Raw genomic sequence first — 18,509 nt, 5'->3', positions numbered from 1 at the left:
TGGTAACTGAAAATATTACATTGAAAAACAACAGATACTGTAATAACATAAATATATAATTATTTTAGGGGGACGTATAACATGAGTAAAATAAGGAAAGCAGTAATACCCGCTGCAGGTCTTGGAACAAGATTTTTGCCAGCAACAAAAGCACAGCCAAAGGAGATGCTTCCTATTGTTGATAAGCCAACTATACAGTATATAATAGAAGAAGCAGTGGCCTCTGGTATAGAAGAGATACTTATAATAACAGGAAGAAATAAGAGATCAATAGAAGATCATTTTGATAAATCAGTGGAATTAGAATTAGAACTTGAAAGTCACAATAAGAAGGAATTATTAAAGATAGTAAAGGATGTAACTAATTTGGCAAACATCCACTTTATTAGACAAAAAGAGCCTAGAGGATTAGGTCATGCTATTCACTGTGCAAAGAGTTTTGTAGGTGATGAACCTTTTGCAGTAATGCTAGGTGATGATGTTGTAGATGCTGAAATTCCATGCTTAAAACAACTTATAAACTGCTATGATGAATATAAAACATCAATTTTAGGTGTTCAGAGAGTAGAAAAAAGCCAGGTATCTAAATATGGAATAGTTAAGAATTTAAACATAGAAAAGGGAGTATATAAGGTTAAAGATTTAATTGAAAAACCAAGTGTACAAGAATCACCTTCTAATATAGCGATTCTTGGAAGATATATATTAATGCCAGATATATTTGATGTGCTAGAAAAGACTAAACCGGGAAAAGGTGATGAAATACAATTAACAGATGCCTTAAAGAATCTTCTTGGACATCAGGCTATTTATGCCTATGAATTCAAGGGAAGAAGATATGATGTAGGAGATAAATTTGGATATTTACAAGCTACAGTAGAGATGGCATTGAAAAGAGAAGATTTAAGAGAGCCATTCATGAAATATCTAATAGAATTATCTAACAGTAAAGCTTGGAAAAAGTTAGCTGAAAAGAACTTTACTCAGGTGGCAGCTACTGTGGATGGTCCCGATAAAAAAGATAAATAGACATAGCTTTTTAAGTGAAAAAGGAGTTGTCTCTTGAGACAGCCCTTTTTTATTAATAATATTGTCATGAAATTGTAACAAAAAAGAAGTAATATAATACTAGAGTATTATGGGGAGGTAATAGCATGAAATTTGTAAAATTGGGTATTGGCTTACTTCTAATATTATGTATTATATTGCCTAGTCAGGTTTTAGCCGTAGCTAAACATGGAAAGGTTGAAAGTATTAAGAATAATTCTATTAGTAAAGGATTACATAAAGGCCAATTAGAAATTAAAGGTTTATATAATAAGGTAACTAATGGTAAAACTGAAGAACAACAGCTTAAAGATGCAAAAAAGGATAAGCTAGAGAGTGACATAAAAAATTATCTTGGTAATAATATAGATAGTGTAGGACTAAGTTATTATGATATAACTTCTGGAGGGCAAATAGATATAAATCCCAATAAAGTATTTTTGGCAGGAAGTACGGTAAAGGTACAATTAAATATGGTTTTAGGAGACCAATTCGCTAATGGACAAGCTAGCAAAAATGAACAATTAACCTATAAGGATAGTGATTACGAAGATGGAGCAGGAGTACTTCAGGGTACTGACTTGTCAAAGCCTTATGATATAACTACCCTGTCAGATTATTCAATAATTCATTCCGATAATATAGCTACTAATATGATTGAAGATAGACTTGGATATGAAAATTTCAGAAAGGCAGTGGATAAAAAACTTGGACAGGCAACTGATCATTCTGGTAACTACATTACGTCTAGGGATGAGACAAAACTATTAAGACAATTATATGAAAATAAAGATGAAAACTCTTATTATTCTCATATAGTAGATATAATGAAAAAAACTGATTTTCATGATAGACTGGACAAATATGTGGATAAAAGTATAGTGGCACATAAAATTGGGGATTATAGTGATTATGTAAATGATGTGGGTATAATATATACAGACAAGCCTTATATAATATCAGTTTATACAAAAGGGGTTACTAATGCAGATGAAGTAATTGCTCATATATCCAAGATGATATATGATTATCAAACAGCTCAGTGATTAGCTTAGGATTAAGATAAAGGGATTTATTAATTATGAAAATTTGTATAAAAGTAAATGGTAATTATGAAATAATAGAATAGGAATTAAATATATGGATGATAAAAGGTTTTATTAGTGGGGGTGTGAAAATGAATAAGGTTTGCGTACTGGGAAGTATAAATATGGATTTAGTAATAAAGGTTAATTCAATGCCTAAGGTGGGCGAAACCATATTATCAGAGGATATGAAAAAGATTCCTGGTGGCAAGGGTGCTAACCAAGCTATTGCAGCTAAGAGAAGTGGAGCGGAAGTTCATATTATAGGAAAAGTGGGAAAGGATGAATATGGAAAGGTTTTAACAGAAAAACTTTCAGAAGATGGCATTGAAATAAAAAATATATTTAAAGATGATAATAAAAATACCGGTATGGCATTAATAACAGTAAATAAAGCTGGCAATAATTCAATAATAGTAGTTCCTGGATCAAATATGTCAATTTCAAAGAAAGATATATTGAAGGCAGAAAGTGTAATAGGGTATTGTGATATTTTAGTTTCTCAGCTTGAAGTACCTATAGAGAGGGTGAAGGAGGCTTTTATAATAGCAAAAAAATACAATAAACTTACAGTTTTAAACCCTTCACCTTCAAAAGAAATTCATGAGCAACTTATGAAAAATACAGATATGATAATACCAAATGAAACTGAAGCTTATGACTTAACAGGAATAAAGGTTCAGGATTTAGAGAGTTGTAGGAAGGCGGCACAATTTTTTATTGAAAGAGGTGTAAAAGTTGTAATAATTACATTGGGAGAAAAGGGTGCTGCCATAATTACAGAAAATCATGGAGAAATAATACCAGCCTATAGAGTTAAGGTAGTGGATACTACTGCAGCGGGAGACAGCTTTCTAGGGGCTTTAGTGTCAAAAATAGATAGTAAAGATATTAGCTTTGAGAGTATTAAAGAAGGTGTGAAATTTGGGAATCAGGTATCTTCTATAACTATTCAAAGGAAAGGAGCTCAGCCTTCTATTCCATATGCAGAAGAAGTTGAGAAAGTCTATAGGTGAATATAAATTATAGAATATAATTTTATTAATATAATTGGAATAATATTAAGTATTATACAATATATATATAGTACCTTCAAAATTAAATTATATGTAACTAGAAATATCCCCTAAGTGCTATAAACATTTAGGGGATATTTTTATATTGTTATTTTAATATTGTTCAGCGCATCTACCTAATGTAAATAAAAAATTATAAAGGTTTGCATGTCTAATCTCATCGGTTATAATTTCTGTAAGCATATTTATATGAACTCTATTTTGAAGAGCGAAAAGAATTCTTCTATATCTTTGAACAGCTGCTAATTCTCCTTGCAGTGCTTTTTTAATTCCATCACAGTATGAGCTAGGTCTTTCAAAATTTACATTTTGATTAACTGGCAGTACTTTTCCTGTTAAATCAGTATAAATTTTTCTGAAAAGTTTGTTATGCTTTATTTCGTTGTCTCTGATACCTCCAATTATATTTTTAGCTTCCTGCGTAGGAGCAGCACTTATTAAATAATCATAAAAAAGTTCATCTTCTCTTTCACCAGTTACTGCTTCTTCAATAAGTCTTAGTGCCCCTGGAAAATTCCCTGGGTAAGTATAGGGATCAGGTTGAATATTCCCTTCATTTCTATACATACTATAATAATGTTGATTGTAAGCAAAAGGACATCTATAGTAATGTTCCATTAAATTTGACCTCCAAAATTAATTAACTACAACATATATTATGAGATTATGCTTAAAAAGGTTAATCTGAGGATTATAGTCTAGTGATAGAATATATTTTATCCGATGACTACTAGATATAATACTCCTATCGCACTCTGTGAAAGCGATTCACAGAAAATCAAAGATTTTTGTTCTCTGCTTGCACTCTGTGAAAGCGATTCACACAAAATTAAAAATTTTGGTTCTCTGCTTTTCTATGAAAGTGGGAGATAACGGCTGCTACGTACTTGGATAAGGATTTACCATAAAGGACAAAGAGTTCTAAGTATCACAAACCGATACTTAGAACTCTGTTAGTAAGTTTCAGAGGTGGAAAACAAAAAAACTCCACCTGAAACAAAGAACTCTGTTTATAGGAAAAGTTTAGTCCAAGTGTTAATACCAACAATTCCATCTACTAAGAGACCATTGTTCCTTTGAAAGGCCAGTACTGCATCAAAAGTGTATTTTCCAAAATAGCCGTCAGCACCAAAGTTTCCTAGATTATATCCTAAATTAATGAGTTTTTGTTGAAAGAGTTTAACATTGCTATTATAAGTTCTTGGATTCATTTTCATCATGTAACCTGGGTATGGAGGTGAGAACTTGGGATTAGTATTTTGGCTGCTAGTTAAAGTGCTTGTCCGATTACTACTGCTGGTTTGTGTGCTAGTAGAGGAACTTGTTCCATTATTTAACTCATTCTTTATCCTATCTAAAGGAAAGTTTTTACCAGGGCAATCCGTTGAGCACAGTTCTCTGTGAGCACGTACTTTATGAATGTTGTATTTTTTTAGAAGGTTACTGACGAGTTCTTTCAGTGCATTGTACTGAACTTCTCCCATATTTTCAATATTAAAATTGCCTTCTGTACATATTCCTATGGCTTTTTCATTGTAACCAAGGCAGTGAGCACCAATGGCAGCCTCAGGTCTTCCTGCATATATGCTTCCATTCTTTTTTACCAGATAGTGATATCCACATCCGGACCAACCGTTTTGAAGATGCCATTGATGTATGTCCTCTATGCTGCAATTCACTGCATCAGCATGATGTAATACCACCATTTCAGGGATGTTTCCATAGGTGGATAAGGATTTGAATTTTAAATTACTGTTTATTATATTCATTTGCTGCCTCCTTGCTAATTTAAGAATATGTATGCTATTTCTAGGAGTGTTTACACTACTTTTCTTTTACCCCAGGGGTGTAAATTTTTCCATATGTGAAATTTTTTACACCCCTGGGGTGCAATTATTGGAAAGGATTTGAAAACTTTATTTTTTCTTTATTTTTACTATATAAGATATGAATTTTCTCTCTATATAATTAGAAACATAGAATTTAATAAAGGGGCTGAATATAAAGTATGTTAAAAAAGATAGTAGTGATTTTAAGTGTGGTAGTAATTATTTTTGGAGTAGGTGTTTTGGGATTTTATAAATTTCAACAGTTGAATCATCCTTATTTGGGAATTAATCCAGAGAAACTTCCGAGGGTAATAACAGATAAAATTTTAGAAAAACATAATTCAGAAAGGGAAACAACATACGGTTTTTCAGGAAAGAATATAGAACAGAAGGACATGTCGCAGGTTTCATTATCGGTGATTTCAAATATATCTTTTGATCAAAGTACAAAATGGCCTGCAAAGGATAAATTACCAAAGGGATTTGATCTTAGTTTGATTATTGATATGATTTTTTTCATAAAATAACAGATTTTGTGAAAGAATAAAATAGAAATTAACATATATTGAAAGTTAACATATATTAAATGAAAGTTTAAGAGGTTGGAAAAATGAAGGAAAAAATAACTTCATATCAGTTTCTAGCAATAATGTTTTTAGTACCCTATGGAAGTGCCGGGTTATTTTTTCTAACACCGGAAACTAAAAATGATGTTTGGATTGCATTATTGTTTTATGCGGTTGTTTCTATAATTATTCAAATGATTTATATAAGTCTCTTTAATAAATATCCTAAGGATTCTATAGTACAGTATTTGCCTAAGGTATATGGAAAGTTTATTGGATTCATATTAAGTATTGCATACATAGGGTATTTTGTATATAATGCTGGCAGAAATCTGAGAGATTTTACTGAACTCATAGAAGTATTTTCACTAACAAGAGCGCCTAGATATGTTATTGAAATAATTTTCATGCTTGTTATTACCTATGCAGTTTATAAAGGTATTGAGAATATAGGTAGTATGGCACAAATGGGAGTTGTAATTATTATATCTTCAACTATTCTCATTATAGTGCTGCTACTTATTAGTAAGGGGTGCGTTGAATTCGCTAACTTATTACCTATTTTACATCAAGGCTTTATAAATGTGGTTTTAAAGGGATGGAAACTTTCTATGTTTCCATATGGTGAATTTATAGCAATGACCATGCTTTATCCTGTTTTAATTGAAAAAACTCGATTAAAAAAAACTGTAATTTTTACATCGATTTTAGAAGGAACATTTCTAGCATTAAATAATATGCTATTTATAGTGGCTTTAGGCTATAAATTTGCCAGAGTAAACAATTATCCTCTCCTGGAAACACTTAGACTTGTGCATATTGGGGATTTCCTAAATAGATTGGATATAATATTTGTAGTGGTTTTAATGCTAGGGGGATTCTTTAAAATATCCATACTTATATATGTATCAGCACTAGGAATTTCACAAGTATTTAAGACTAAAAAGTGGGGAGCAATATGTAGTATATTGGGAATAATAGTAATCATCATTTCAGATGTAATTGCAAAAACTTATCCAGAGCACATATATACTGGTTGGCATTTTGTATTAACATATATTTCCTTACCTGTTGTAGTTATAATCCCAGTAATGACTCTAATAGTTTATTATTTAAAGAAGTTAATAAAAGCATGATTTTTTTATGACTAAGAAGACTAAGGCACATTCAAATAAATAACTAGTGTATGCTAGTCTATTTTGAATCCTACCACGTCAACAGAACCCTCAGATAGCCCCACTATCTGAAGAACCTATTTCCTTGTAGGCTTCAAAATATACGTCGCATCTTTGACTTACTATTTATTTTCATATGCCTAAAATTAAAAAATATTAAAAGACACCATTTATTCAACTATGAATTTTATGGTGTCTTTTCCATAGGAATTAAACTTTTTTAAAATTAATTTTTATTATAGAAATGCTATAACAAAAGAATAATAAAAGTAAGAAAGTAAAAGATAATTATAAAATAATTGTATTTAGGCACATTGAAATAAATAACTGGTTAGTATGCTAGTCTATTTATTTTCATATGCTTTAATAAAAATTTTTAATGCTGAATAATGAATCCTATAGGAAAGCAAATAATTAAATAAGCATTAAAAAAATAAATATTCAGTAGGTGTACTGATATGAGGATTAAAAATTTAAAAAATTAAAGTACAATATAAAAATATTTAAAAATAGTAAACTAAATTGTATATTAAAAAGAATAGCATTTTTTATTATAATAATTAGTCTGATTTTTCATGGGAACTATAAGGCAGCTTCACAAAAGATTGAATTAAATTTTAATAAAAAGGGTGAATTCAAAATTATACAATTTACGGATTTACATGAACATCCTTCAAAAAATGAAAAAACTATAAAATTCATGGAGAATACTTTGGATTCTGAAAAACCAGATCTTGTAGTGTTAACTGGAGACAATATAGAAGGTAAACATTGCATGTTTAGAGATGGTGTTGAAAAAGCAATTTCTGATATTGCAAAGCCTATGGAAGATAGAAAAATTCCTTGGGCAGTACTGCTAGGCAATCATGATAGTGAATTTTGCAAAATAAGCAGAAAAAGTCAGATGAAAATATATATGTCTTATAAATACAATCTTAGTCAAAGTTTTTCAACTATTACTACTAGAGCTGGAGATTATAACATTTTAATAAAGGACTCAAAACACAAAAGTCCTGTATTTAATGTTTATATGATTGACTCTGGGGATTACTTTCTAGGTGGTTATGGTTATATAAAACCACAACAAATAGCTTGGTATAAAAAAGTATCTTCCAATCTTAAAAATGATTTTGGAAGGAAGATTCCGTCACTTATGTTTTTTCATATTCCACTACATCAGCATAACAAAGTATGGAAAAGTGGAAAGTTTGTAGGAGTTAGAAATGAAAAGGAGTGTCCTCAGAAATTTGATAGTGGATTATTCTCTGCGTTGCTTCAAATGGGAGATGTAAAAGGAGTATTTGTAGGTCATGATCATACAAATGCTTACGTTGGGAATCTTAAGGGTATTACTTTAGGATATGGGCGTTGTACTGGCTATGGTGGATATGGAAAAAATGACTTTGCAAGAGGTGTAAGGGTATTTGTAATAAATGAAAATAAACCAGAGGAATTTGAAACCTATGAAAAAATGGAATGAATTTGTTCTATTACTTATATATAAGCATGAATATATGAAAATAATATGTAAAAGGGAGCTGTCTCAAAATACATACATTTTGAGACTTTACTATGGCAGATCATTGTACAGTTTATCGCTTTGATCAGGTTCATCTTTCTTATCTTCCTTATTAGGCTCAATATTTTGTTGTTGAGTTGATATTGAAAGTATTGTAGTTCCAATGGCAGTTATAAAAGTTCCTAGCATATTATTATCCTCTGCTGATTTGCCTTCTGAAAGTGTAAATGCAATTAAATTTGCTAAAATAACAAATTCTTTAGGACTTAGTGAATCAAACAATGCCATTATAGCTCACCTCGAATTAATATATTATATTCATATAATTTGAGGTGAGTTACATTTACTAGATTAAGTTTAGGTCCAGTGATACCTTCAACTAATGGTATAGGCATCATGTTAAGCTTTGTTTTCCATGCTACTGTTTTTGCCACATGATTAATTATATAATGGTATAATATACTCAATTGTAAGCGTTAGGAGTAAACAGCTCAATTGTATTGGAATTATATATAGGGCTACATAAGATAGAATTAAGAGGTGATTTTTTATGAAATCTTTAAAAAAACTTTCCATGGATGAATCAATTTTCATTGCAAGTGCAATAAAATGGACTCTTTTATCTATACTAATAGGATTATTAGTAGGATCTTTTACAACACTATTTATAAAAATTATAGTAATTGGTGTTAATTTTACATCAAAGTTTAAATTTTATTATTTATTTCTTCCAATAGCACTTTTTTTTAGTAGTTTTATAATATATAAGTTTGCTCCTGATGCAAAAGGTCATGGTACAGAAAAAGCTATTGAAAGCGTAAATAAAAATAATGGTAACATGAAGCTAGCTGTAGTTCCTGTAAAACTCTTAACTACATTTATAACTATAATTTTTGGTGGGTCAGTTGGCCTTGAAGGGCCAGCAACTCAAATAGGTGGTGCTATTTCATCTTTTATAGGTAATATAACAAAAATGAATATTATGGACAAGCGCCGCCTTGTAGTATGTGGAATAAGTGCTGGATTTGTTTCTGTATTTAATGCTCCAGTTGGTGCGGCAATATTTGCTTGTGAAGTTCTATACATAGGGAAGCTTTCTTACATCTCGCTACTTCCTTCTCTTATAGCTTCCTTTGTAAGTTACTATGTTGGATTATATATGGGAAATAAGCCATTAATTTTTACTATAAAATATATACCTAATAATCATATAACTGCATTTTTAGAAGTATTTGTTTTTGGTATTGCTATTGGATTTTTAGCTATATTATTTATAAAATTAGTTAAATATCTTGAAAAAGGATTTAAAAAGATCAAAATATATGCTCCATTAAGAGGAATTATAGGTGGTATTTTAATAATAATTATAATTTATATGTTTAATTCTTTTGAATCACTTGGAATAGGAGATGGAACTATAAATAGAATAATTTCAGGTGAAGGATTTAGTAAATTTTTATTTATAAATAAATCCTTAGTAACTGCTTTGACACTAGGTTCTGGTGGAAGTGGCGGAATCCTCACTCCTATGCTTTTCATCGGATCATCTTTTGGAAATGCTTGGGCCCAAATCACAGGTTCAAATATAGCTTTTTATTCTGCAATAGGTATGGCATCATTTTTAGCAGCATGCTCAAATGTCCCTATTTCTTCGATTATAATTGCCATGGAGCTTTTCGGAAATCAAGTTGGAATATATGCTGCTATAGCGATTGGAGTAAGTTATATAATAGTTGGACATACAAGTATATATCCAACTCAGATTATTATATATTCTAAGACTCCTTCACTATCAATTGATACAAATATTGAAGTAAAGGATGTTAAAGAAGAAAAAATGTCACAAAAAAAACATATAGTAAAAGGGTTTTTTACAAGGAACTAGTAGAGTTATAAAAATTGTATATGGATACAAAAAGGAGAGTTACATAAGATGAATTTAAAAATTAAGAGAATAAATGAGGAAGCTATACTTCCAGAATATGCCCATGAAGGTGATGCTGGGTTAGACTTATTTTCAATAGAAGATAAAATTATTAAACCAGGTGAAACAACACTAATACACACAGGAATTCAAATGGAATTACCTAAGAATACAGAAGCACAAGTTAGGCCTAGAAGTGGACTCGCTTTGAAACATTCTATAACGGTACTGAATACTCCTGGGACTATAGATGAGGGTTACAGAGGCGAAGTGGGAGTAATTCTAATAAACCATGGCAAGGCCAATTTCAAAGTGGAAAAGCAGATGAAAATTGCTCAGATGGTGATAAAGCCAGTGTTTAGAGTTCAAATTGAAGAAGTTAGTGAACTATCTGAAACTGAAAGATCAGAAGGTGGATTTGGATCTACTGGACTGAAGTAGATAGGGATCATGAGGAAAGAAAAATAAACTAATAAAAAATATGTAAATACCGTAAATTCAATTGGAATTTTACGGTATTTATTTTTAGGTGTTCATATCTAGTATAAAAGCTTTCATCGCTGCTGTTACCCATTTGTTTTTATGATAAAGCAATTGTGTAGTCATATTAAATTCACAATTAATTAAGTCTAGAGTAACCAATTTTTTCTGAGACAATTCGTTTTTTACAGTCATAACGGGTAGCAAAGTAATTCCAAGATTACTCATTACAAAGGTTTTAATGGTTTCTATGCTTCCTACTTCTAAAGATAAATAAGGCTGAAGACCTTCTTTATAGAACATTGAGATAAAAACATTTCTATAACTACAACCATTTTCTGTAAGAATTAATGGCTCATCTGAAATATCTTTTAGTGTTAAATTCTTTTTATTTATAAGCATATTTAATGGAGAAGCTAAAAGTGCCATATCCTCCTTGTAGGACATACATGAAATTAAGTCTGAATCGTTAATTGGTTCCCCTAAAATAAGTACTAAGTCAACTAGATTGTCTTTAAGCATATTATGTAGGTCTGAGCAAGTACCTATTTTAATTATGATTTCTACTTCAGGATATTTTAGATGATAGCTTTCAAGTATTTCTGGAAGTTTCATTGTACAAAGTGATTCAACAACTCCAATTTTTAAAGTTCCTTGAGGTACCTCTGTATCAATTACTGCTTCTTTAGCTTCCTTTGTAAGGTTTATAATCTTTTCAGCATATTCAAGAAAAGTTGAACCCTTTGAAGTTAATTTCATGTTTTTACCAACTCGTTCAAATAGTTTTACTCCAAGTTCTTGCTCAAGAAGTTGAATCTGAGTTGTAATTGTGGATTGAGCATATCCAAGTTCTTTTGCTGCTTTTATAAAACTTTTTACATGTGTAATTTTAGAAAATGTTATTAGATTTCTAATCTCCATTTCGTACAATCTCCATACTTCAATAATTTTAAACTATAACTTCTAATAATTCAATTATACTAATAATTAATATTATGTTAATATAAATTTAATGTAAATTCAAGAAATTTTTAAATGATTTTTTAAAAATTATAACTAGTAGATGAATACAGCTGACTGGAAAACTAGAGGTTGTATCTTTATAAAAAAATTTTATAAAATTAATGAATCTAGACTTAGTGAGAGTTTGTATTCCAACTAAGTTTAGATGGATTATCCATGAACGTGATACTGTTATCAGTATTACAGTAGTTAGTCATTGGATTGAAAGGAAGGCGAAAAGTATTGAAAGTGGAGTTAAGTAAAGAAAATTTAAAAAAATCATTAATTAGTGGATTGGCAGGAGGTTTAGCTATTTTACTTATTTCAATCTTTGGCATTATTTTAAAGAATCCTATATTAATAGCGCCTTTTGGTGCAAGTTGTGTTTTACTATTTGGTTTACATGATAGTCCTTTAGCCAAATCAAAAAATTTAATTGGAAGTCATCTTATTAGTTCATTAATAGGGTTAGTAATGTTGTATTTTTTTGGTAAATCCTATTTGGTAATTTCTGCAGCTGTAGGTTTGACAATATTTGTTATGATTTTTACCGGTATAATTCATCCACCTGCTGGAGCAAATCCTATTTTGATAATTTCAACAGCTGCAAGTTGGAAATTCTTATATATAAACATCATTCTGGGTCTAATAATTTTAGTAATAGCAACTTTTATTTACAATAAGGTTAGAAAAATAAGTATCTAAACGAAAACAAGAGTAGCTTAGTAGAAAAGCAGTTCACATTATATAATTTATATAAAGTATTTCTATTTATCTATATAGAGTAAATATTAATCTTCATGTAATAAATTACATGTTTAATAAAAGTTTAATTACAGATAATACATATGTAAACAAATTTAATGGAGGTATTATACATGAGAAAACTTTCTGAAGCAGAAGTTATATCTTTAACAGGAATATTAACAATGGAAAAGGATGGATTGGCAGTAGCGAGGACTATGAAGGATCTTATAGTTGATGAGGAAATAAAAAGACAGGCTGATACTGGAATATTAGCTACTGAAAGTAGAATAAAGGGTATACAACAGTTTATTAACGAAAATCATGTAATAGAAACTAAGGGGGTACAATAATATGCCATCATTATTAGAGAATATCACAAGAAAAACTACATCAATAAATGATGAAGTTATAGTTAATAGTATGATTACTGCAGCATCAGGTGCTGCAACTGTGTATCTTGGTGCGGCTATGACAAGTCCTACTCCAGAGTTAAGAGCTATGTATTCATCTGTTTTAAGTCAGATTATTATTGGACATTCTGCCCTTACAGATATAGTTATAAAAAAAGGTTGGCAGCAGCCTTATAATGCACCAGCACAACAGTTATCCAGTGCTTACGATAAATCAACAAAAATGCTTCAGGAAAAATAAAAAATATCTATTATTTTAATATAGAATAATTCATAGAAGTTGTGTAAATTATATATTTGTATACTAAATACTTTGATTTATTAAATATATATACTAGAAATAGATGCAGTTAGTCAGGGCTGCATCTATTTTAATATAAAATAAATTATATTTTGACTTATCAACACCAGACAAGTATTTCTAAATATTGATGGTAAGAGAATGTCAAGGCTAATTGCTAATCTGGTTTCCAATGCATTGAAATATTCTCTGATGCATCTAATCCTCACCAGCAAGTTTTGCCAGAACAAAAAGATAAAATTAAAAGAGCTCATAATAGGGCTCTTTTACATTTTATCTATAATAATGGGTTATATAGAATGATATGGTATAATGTCTATATTAATCATGATAGGAATTAAATTAATCCAAATCAGAAATGGGAAAATTATGAATATGAATATAGAGAAAAATGAATTTGATTCAGAATTTAGTAATGTAAAATATATGTCAGAAGACAATATAGTATTTCTTACATGTAATATATTGAGAAGTAAAGATAATATAGTAGTGATATTATGAAAAAGCCAAAATCATTAGTTAGAGGAGATAAAGTCGCAGTTATAAGTTTATCCAGTGGCATGCTTGGTGAAAATTTTGCAAAACATGAATTAGATTTAGGACTAAAGAGAATAAAAGAGTTTGGGATAGTACCTGTTATTATGCCAAATGTATTAAAGGGAATAGAGTATTTAAAAAATCATCCAGAATCCAGAGCACAGGATTTAAAAGATGCTTTTTATGATACATCCATAAAAGGAATTATATGTGCAATAGGTGGAGATGATACTTATAGAACGTTACCATATTTAATGGAAGATAAGGATTTTATCAATGCTGTTCATATTAGTCCTAAGTTATTTACAGGATTTTCAGATACCACAATTAATCATTTGATGTTTTATAAACTTGGAATGGCTACTTTTTATGGACCTAATTTTGTTTGTGATTTAGCTGAATTGGATAAAGAAATGTTGCCATATACAAGAAAAGAATTTTGGAAGTACTTTAAAAATTATAATGAAAATTATATAGAATCAAGTAATGTGTGGTACGAAGAACGAACAGATTTTTCTGTGGATGTAGTAGGAAACGCCAGAGTAGAACATTTTGAAGAAAGAGGATATGAAGTTTTACAGGGTAGAGGGCGGTTTAATGGAAGACTTTTAGGTGGTTGTCTTGAAAGTTTATATGATATATTAACTAATACACGTTATGACGATGAAAAAGGTATATGTGAAAAGTATGGTCTGTTTCCATCTTTAGATGAATGGAAAAATAAAATATTGTTTATTGAAACTTGTGAGGAAAAACCAGAACCAGAAGTATTTGAAAAAGAATTAATTGCATTAAAAAGCACGGGTATTTTTAATGCAATTAATGGCATAATTATTGGAAAGCCTCAGGATGAACAATATTATGAGGAATATAAAGAAATTTATTATAAGATTATTGAAAATAAAGATTTACCAATAATCTATAATGTGAATTTCGGTCATGCATATCCAAGATGTATTATTCCATATGGAATTGAAACAGAGATTGATTTGGATAAAAAAACCATTAAATTTAAAGAATCTTTTTTTCAGTGATTTTGTTATTTTACCATAATATGAAGCTGAATTAATTCATTAGATTTCTTCTGATAGGTTGAATTAGGTAATGATTATTGTATTAATGTAACATAGTAACATATGTTGAACTTATTTTTGAAAAAATATAAAAAATAAGCGTAAAGCCTTATAAATTAAGGCTTTACGCTTATTTAAAGAATTCCAAAATTTAAATTATATTTAGTTTTTAATGAATTTAAAGTTCCCATTAATTCACTAACTTCCTTAGGTGCTTTTAAATTATTTTTTAAAATACACATAGAAATTTTACCTGTTAGACTATTTAATAGAGGTATATAATTATCTTGAGTATTTAATTTATTCTTATATTCATTTAATAAATTAATTAATGGTTTATGCTGTTTAATATCTAATTTTTTTAATGTATTTTCTATAGCTTCTATAGCCTCTGTATTTTTTTCTTTAGAGTTTTTCATTTTCAACACTCCCTTAATACTTTATATACTTATGTATTACTATATCCGTGACCACAAAACAAGTAAAAGCGTTCATTTTTTTTCGACATTTTGATATAATAAAAAAGTATAGAATCAAGCATTCTGAAGGTTTTGAATAAAGTTTAATCAAAATACTTGTTACAGCGTTAAATAAAAATATTGGTTTTAGAACAAAGTTGTATGAAAATATAAATTTTTAAATAATATTAGTTTTCATTTTTATAATAAAGTTAAGTCATAATTTTCTTATAGGTTAAATTAGGTAAATAATTGCGAATATTATTGGTAAAATCAATGGTATTAATTTTGGTGTTTCAACTGAATTTAAAAGTAAGTATCTTACAACAACAATATTAAAATCAAGTCATCTAAAGGCATTTTCTATGTATAGTCGTTTAGGTACTGAAATAGGAGAATATACAATTGAAATTCACTAAATGATAACAGCATTAAAATTTGCTATAGTTTGTGACGGAAATGGTAGATGGGCTAAAAAAGAAAGGTTTCCTGTGATTTAGGTAATGGGATTTGTATTTAAATCAGGTAAGGAAGTAGAAGAAAAATAAAGTAATAAAAAATATGTACCGTAAAATTTTAACTGGAATTTTACGGTACTGTTTTTGTATATTAAGGATTTACTATACATGATTAATACAGATGAGTATTATATGTGGACTATTTTTATTAAGGCACATTCAAATAAATAACTAGTCAGTATGCTAGTCTAGTTTGAATCCCCCACGTCAATAGAACCCTCAGATAGCTCACTATCTGAGGGTTCTATTTCCTTGTAGGCTTCAAAATATACGTCGCATCTTTGACTTACTATTTATTTTCATATGCCTTATTTGATATATATAGATACATTTTTAGCATGTTCAGCATAGGTTTTAGAAAATACATGCTCATTAGTTTTACTATTTAATACATAATAGAGATAATCAGTATTTGCTGGGTGGATAGCAGCATTTATTGACTTGATTCCTGGATTGCATATTGGTGAGGGTGGCAATCCCTTATTTAAGTAGGTATTATAGGGGGATTTTACCGCTAAGTCTTTATTGTACAATTTGTCCCTATGTCCAATTACATACAGTATGGTTGCATCTATTTGTAAGGGCATATTTTTATTTAACCTATTGTAAATAACGCTTGCTATCTTTGGTCTGTCTACATCTTTTCCCGCTTCTTTTTCTATTAGAGAAGCTGTTGTTATAACATTTTTTATATTTAGTTTGTTTTTAGTTATATAATTTTTATTAGGTTCCATATTTGTTTCAAAAGTTTTAAGCATTTTATTTATAATTATTTTACTTGATGTATTCTTTTGAAAAGAATATGTGTCAGGATATAAGAAGCCATCTAATTTATGTTTACCATTGGGCACTCCTTTTAAAAACCAGTAATTATTATCTGTCCAGTTGTCAGCTTCATTTATAAAATCTTTTTCTGTGACCAATCCTGATTTTTGCAATACTTGTGCTACTTCTTCAGTTGTATATCCTTCAGGTATGGTAAATGTTACCGTATTAACTTTTTTATATAAAGCATTGCCTAGGCGAAATATTCCATAGGATGCTAAAATAAAAACGACAATTATAAATATAAATTTTTTAAATTTCATAATTATAGGGTTCATATTCTAAGCAACTCATTAGTTTGATAAGAACCAAACTCAACTCCTTTTTATTGATAAATTCATGTTTTTAGTATAACATAAATGAAAAATATCATTATTTAAAATTCTAAGAACAATATTAACTGTACTTTCGTTTCGGCTACATCTAAAGATCAAGTTGGTTCATTTTTCCTTGTAAGATTCAAAATATACGTCGTATCTTTGACTTGTTATTTATTTTCATATGCCTAAATTATGTAGTATAATTATTTAAAAGGATATTTATCCGATGACTAATCACTATAATACTCCTATCACACTATGTGAAAGTGGATTCGTTCATAGAAATTGAATGTACAGCGGCTAGGCATGGATAAAATATCTAAAAATAAAAGATTACATTGAAGCAAGTTCTTAATTCAGGTGGGGATTCTTTTACCCCATATGAATTTTAGAACTGCAAATGCATGGCTTACTTGGCGTTGGACTCCCACTTGAAGAAAAGCAGAGAACCAAAATCTTCTTTTTGATTTTGTGTGAATCGCTTTCACAGAGTGCGTGGGAGACTTACACCAAGTTAGTCAGGTTAAAATGAATAGAAGATTGCAGGAAAGGGTAGATTGTTATTATGATGAAGGTAGATAGTGAGAAGTGTATAGGCTGTGGGCAATGCATTAAAGATTGTTTCCCAATGGATATAGAAATGGTTGATGGTAAGGCAAAGATCAATAATAAAGCCTGTATTAAATGTGGACATTGTATTGCAGTATGTCCTAAAGACGCGGTATCAACAGATGATTACAGTATGGAAGATGTAAAAGCTTATAATAGAGAACGTTTTTCAATAGATTCTGATACTCTATTAAATTTTATAAAATTCAGAAGAACTGTAAGACAATTTAAAGATAAAGAAGTGGAAGAAGAAAAGATTGCTAAAATTATAGAAGCTGGAAGGTTTACTCAAACTGGAAGCAATATGCAGGATGTATCTTACATAGTAGTAAGAGAAGGATTAGATAAGCTGAAAGCTTTAGCTTTTGAAAGCATAAAGACAATGTCAGAATATGTTCTTAACAATCGAACTCTGGAAACTAGAATGTATAAAAGATATGCTAAGATGCTTATAAAAATGTACGAGGAATACAAAGAAAATCCTAGTGTAAATGATAGATTGTTTTTTAATGCTCCAGCAGTAATAATTGTTACAGCGGGTTCCCCGGTAGATGGAGCTTTGGCTTCTTCTAATATGGAACTTATGGCTGATGCATTAGGCCTTGGAACATTTTTCAGTGGATTTTTTGTAAAGTCTGCAAAAGATAATAAAGAGATTATAGATTTCTTAGGCGTTAAAAAAAGAAAAGAAATTGTAACATGTATGATACTAGGTTATGCAGATGTAAAATATCTAAGGACAGTACCAAGGAAGAAAGCAGATGTAAGTTGGAAATAAAATAAAAAATAATATTTGTAAATACCGTATTATTCAGAATGAATTTGCGGTATTTTTTATTAAGGCACATTCAAATAAATAACTAGTCAGTATGCTAGTCTATTTTGAATTCTACCACGTCAACAGAACCTTCAGATAGCTCACTATCTGAAGAACCTATTTCCTTGTAGGCTTCAAAATATACGTCACATCTTTGACTTACTATTTATTTTCATATGCCTAATTACTAG

The 18,509-nt window shown here is 29.6% G+C and carries 21 protein-coding genes; 15 read left to right on the top strand and 6 right to left on the bottom strand.

What is annotated here, in order from left to right:
• Window positions 1–81: 81 nt before the first annotated feature.
• The 3 genes from galU (at window position 82) to rbsK (ending at window position 3,148) form a co-directional block, all read left to right on the top strand.
• Complete coding sequence (galU, locus tag RH99_RS03120) at window positions 82–1,029, top strand: UTP--glucose-1-phosphate uridylyltransferase GalU (protein ID WP_010233808.1); 948 nt, start codon at window positions 82–84, stop codon at window positions 1,027–1,029.
• A 125-nt stretch (window positions 1,030–1,154) separates the two neighbouring features.
• Window positions 1,155–2,093: a serine hydrolase gene (locus RH99_RS03115; RefSeq protein ID WP_010233806.1), complete on the top strand. Its 939-nt coding sequence runs from the start codon at window positions 1,155–1,157 to the stop codon at window positions 2,091–2,093.
• A 131-nt stretch (window positions 2,094–2,224) separates the two neighbouring features.
• Window positions 2,225–3,148 (top strand): ribokinase, encoded by a 924-nt coding sequence (gene rbsK / locus RH99_RS03110; protein WP_010233804.1) that lies wholly within the window; start codon window positions 2,225–2,227, stop codon window positions 3,146–3,148.
• A 153-nt stretch (window positions 3,149–3,301) separates the two neighbouring features.
• Here the strand turns inward: rbsK and RH99_RS03105 are convergent, their stop codons facing one another.
• Window positions 3,302–3,826 carry a ferritin family protein gene (locus RH99_RS03105; protein ID WP_010233802.1) on the bottom strand — a complete coding sequence of 175 codons (525 nt, stop codon included), beginning with the start codon at window positions 3,824–3,826 and terminating at the stop codon, window positions 3,302–3,304.
• 392 nt (window positions 3,827–4,218) lie between these two features.
• Window positions 4,219–4,977 (bottom strand): peptidoglycan recognition protein family protein, encoded by a 759-nt coding sequence (locus RH99_RS03100; RefSeq protein ID WP_010233800.1) that lies wholly within the window; start codon window positions 4,975–4,977, stop codon window positions 4,219–4,221.
• A gap of 239 nt (window positions 4,978–5,216) precedes the next feature.
• Between RH99_RS03100 and RH99_RS03095 the strand changes: the two genes are divergently transcribed.
• The 3 genes from RH99_RS03095 to RH99_RS03085 all read left to right on the top strand — a co-directional run bounded on the left by RH99_RS03095 (window position 5,217) and on the right by RH99_RS03085 (window position 8,258).
• Window positions 5,217–5,564, top strand: coding sequence for a hypothetical protein (locus RH99_RS03095; protein ID WP_010233798.1), 348 nt, complete (start codon window positions 5,217–5,219; stop codon window positions 5,562–5,564).
• An 83-nt stretch (window positions 5,565–5,647) separates the two neighbouring features.
• A complete protein-coding gene (locus tag RH99_RS03090) occupies window positions 5,648–6,739 on the top strand; it encodes a GerAB/ArcD/ProY family transporter (RefSeq protein WP_010233795.1) in 1,092 nt (363 codons plus the stop codon).
• Window positions 6,740–7,271: 532 nt separating this feature from the next.
• Window positions 7,272–8,258: a metallophosphoesterase family protein gene (locus tag RH99_RS03085; protein WP_026038380.1), complete on the top strand. Its 987-nt coding sequence runs from the start codon at window positions 7,272–7,274 to the stop codon at window positions 8,256–8,258.
• Between the two features lie 90 nt (window positions 8,259–8,348).
• On the opposite strand, the gene RH99_RS03080 is transcribed toward RH99_RS03085, so the two are convergent.
• On the bottom strand, window positions 8,349–8,585 hold the full coding sequence (locus RH99_RS03080) for a hypothetical protein (protein WP_010233789.1): 237 nt from the start codon (window positions 8,583–8,585) through the stop codon (window positions 8,349–8,351).
• 262 nt (window positions 8,586–8,847) lie between these two features.
• Between RH99_RS03080 and RH99_RS03075 the strand changes: the two genes are divergently transcribed.
• Window positions 8,848–10,182: a chloride channel protein gene (locus tag RH99_RS03075; protein WP_010233786.1), complete on the top strand. Its 1,335-nt coding sequence runs from the start codon at window positions 8,848–8,850 to the stop codon at window positions 10,180–10,182.
• A gap of 48 nt (window positions 10,183–10,230) precedes the next feature.
• Window positions 10,231–10,662 (top strand): dUTP diphosphatase, encoded by a 432-nt coding sequence (gene dut, locus RH99_RS03070; RefSeq protein ID WP_010233784.1) that lies wholly within the window; start codon window positions 10,231–10,233, stop codon window positions 10,660–10,662.
• Window positions 10,663–10,746: 84 nt separating this feature from the next.
• On the opposite strand, the gene RH99_RS03065 is transcribed toward dut, so the two are convergent.
• Window positions 10,747–11,622 (bottom strand): LysR family transcriptional regulator, encoded by an 876-nt coding sequence (locus RH99_RS03065; protein ID WP_010233782.1) that lies wholly within the window; start codon window positions 11,620–11,622, stop codon window positions 10,747–10,749.
• 203 nt (window positions 11,623–11,825) lie between these two features.
• Between RH99_RS03065 and RH99_RS19140 the strand changes: the two genes are divergently transcribed.
• The 6 genes from RH99_RS19140 to RH99_RS03045 all read left to right on the top strand — a co-directional run bounded on the left by RH99_RS19140 (window position 11,826) and on the right by RH99_RS03045 (window position 14,732).
• Window positions 11,826–11,966 carry a hypothetical protein gene (locus RH99_RS19140; RefSeq protein WP_158511927.1) on the top strand — a complete coding sequence of 47 codons (141 nt, stop codon included), beginning with the start codon at window positions 11,826–11,828 and terminating at the stop codon, window positions 11,964–11,966.
• Window positions 11,953–12,408 carry an HPP family protein gene (locus RH99_RS03060; protein ID WP_138990588.1) on the top strand — a complete coding sequence of 152 codons (456 nt, stop codon included), beginning with the start codon at window positions 11,953–11,955 and terminating at the stop codon, window positions 12,406–12,408. Before RH99_RS19140 ends, RH99_RS03060 begins: the two co-directional genes overlap by 14 nt.
• A gap of 173 nt (window positions 12,409–12,581) precedes the next feature.
• Window positions 12,582–12,800, top strand: a complete 219-nt coding sequence (locus tag RH99_RS03055; RefSeq protein ID WP_010233778.1) for a hypothetical protein — start codon at window positions 12,582–12,584, stop codon at window positions 12,798–12,800.
• A 1-nt stretch (window position 12,801) separates the two neighbouring features.
• A complete protein-coding gene (locus RH99_RS03050) occupies window positions 12,802–13,101 on the top strand; it encodes a spore coat protein (protein ID WP_010233776.1) in 300 nt (99 codons plus the stop codon).
• Between the two features lie 387 nt (window positions 13,102–13,488).
• Window positions 13,489–13,662 (top strand): hypothetical protein, encoded by a 174-nt coding sequence (locus tag RH99_RS19510; protein WP_158511926.1) that lies wholly within the window; start codon window positions 13,489–13,491, stop codon window positions 13,660–13,662.
• Entirely contained in the window at window positions 13,659–14,732 is a 1,074-nt protein-coding gene (locus RH99_RS03045; RefSeq protein ID WP_010233774.1) for a S66 family peptidase, read from the top strand. Before RH99_RS19510 ends, RH99_RS03045 begins: the two co-directional genes overlap by 4 nt.
• A 173-nt stretch (window positions 14,733–14,905) precedes the next feature.
• Here RH99_RS03045 and RH99_RS03040 read toward each other — a convergent pair whose 3' ends face one another.
• Both RH99_RS03040 and mltG read right to left on the bottom strand, forming a co-directional pair.
• The gene (locus tag RH99_RS03040) at window positions 14,906–15,190 is read right to left on the bottom strand and encodes a bacteriocin immunity protein (protein ID WP_010233772.1); all 285 of its coding nucleotides are present in this window, start codon (window positions 15,188–15,190) and stop codon (window positions 14,906–14,908) included.
• An 865-nt stretch (window positions 15,191–16,055) separates the two neighbouring features.
• Window positions 16,056–16,835, bottom strand: coding sequence for an endolytic transglycosylase MltG (gene mltG, locus RH99_RS03035; protein ID WP_138990584.1), 780 nt, complete (start codon window positions 16,833–16,835; stop codon window positions 16,056–16,058).
• Window positions 16,836–17,457: 622 nt separating this feature from the next.
• On the opposite strand from mltG, the gene RH99_RS03030 reads away from it, so the two are divergent.
• Window positions 17,458–18,279 carry a nitroreductase family protein gene (locus RH99_RS03030; protein WP_010233766.1) on the top strand — a complete coding sequence of 274 codons (822 nt, stop codon included), beginning with the start codon at window positions 17,458–17,460 and terminating at the stop codon, window positions 18,277–18,279.
• Window positions 18,280–18,509 lie beyond the last annotated feature (230 nt).

Origin of the sequence: Clostridium arbusti SL206 (assembly GCF_000246895.1) — a bacterium.
GTDB classification, from domain to species: domain Bacteria; phylum Bacillota; class Clostridia; order Clostridiales; family Clostridiaceae; genus Clostridium_I; species Clostridium_I arbusti.
Note: the sequence above shows the minus strand (reverse complement) of the source record. Positions and strands in the feature narration are given on the sequence as shown.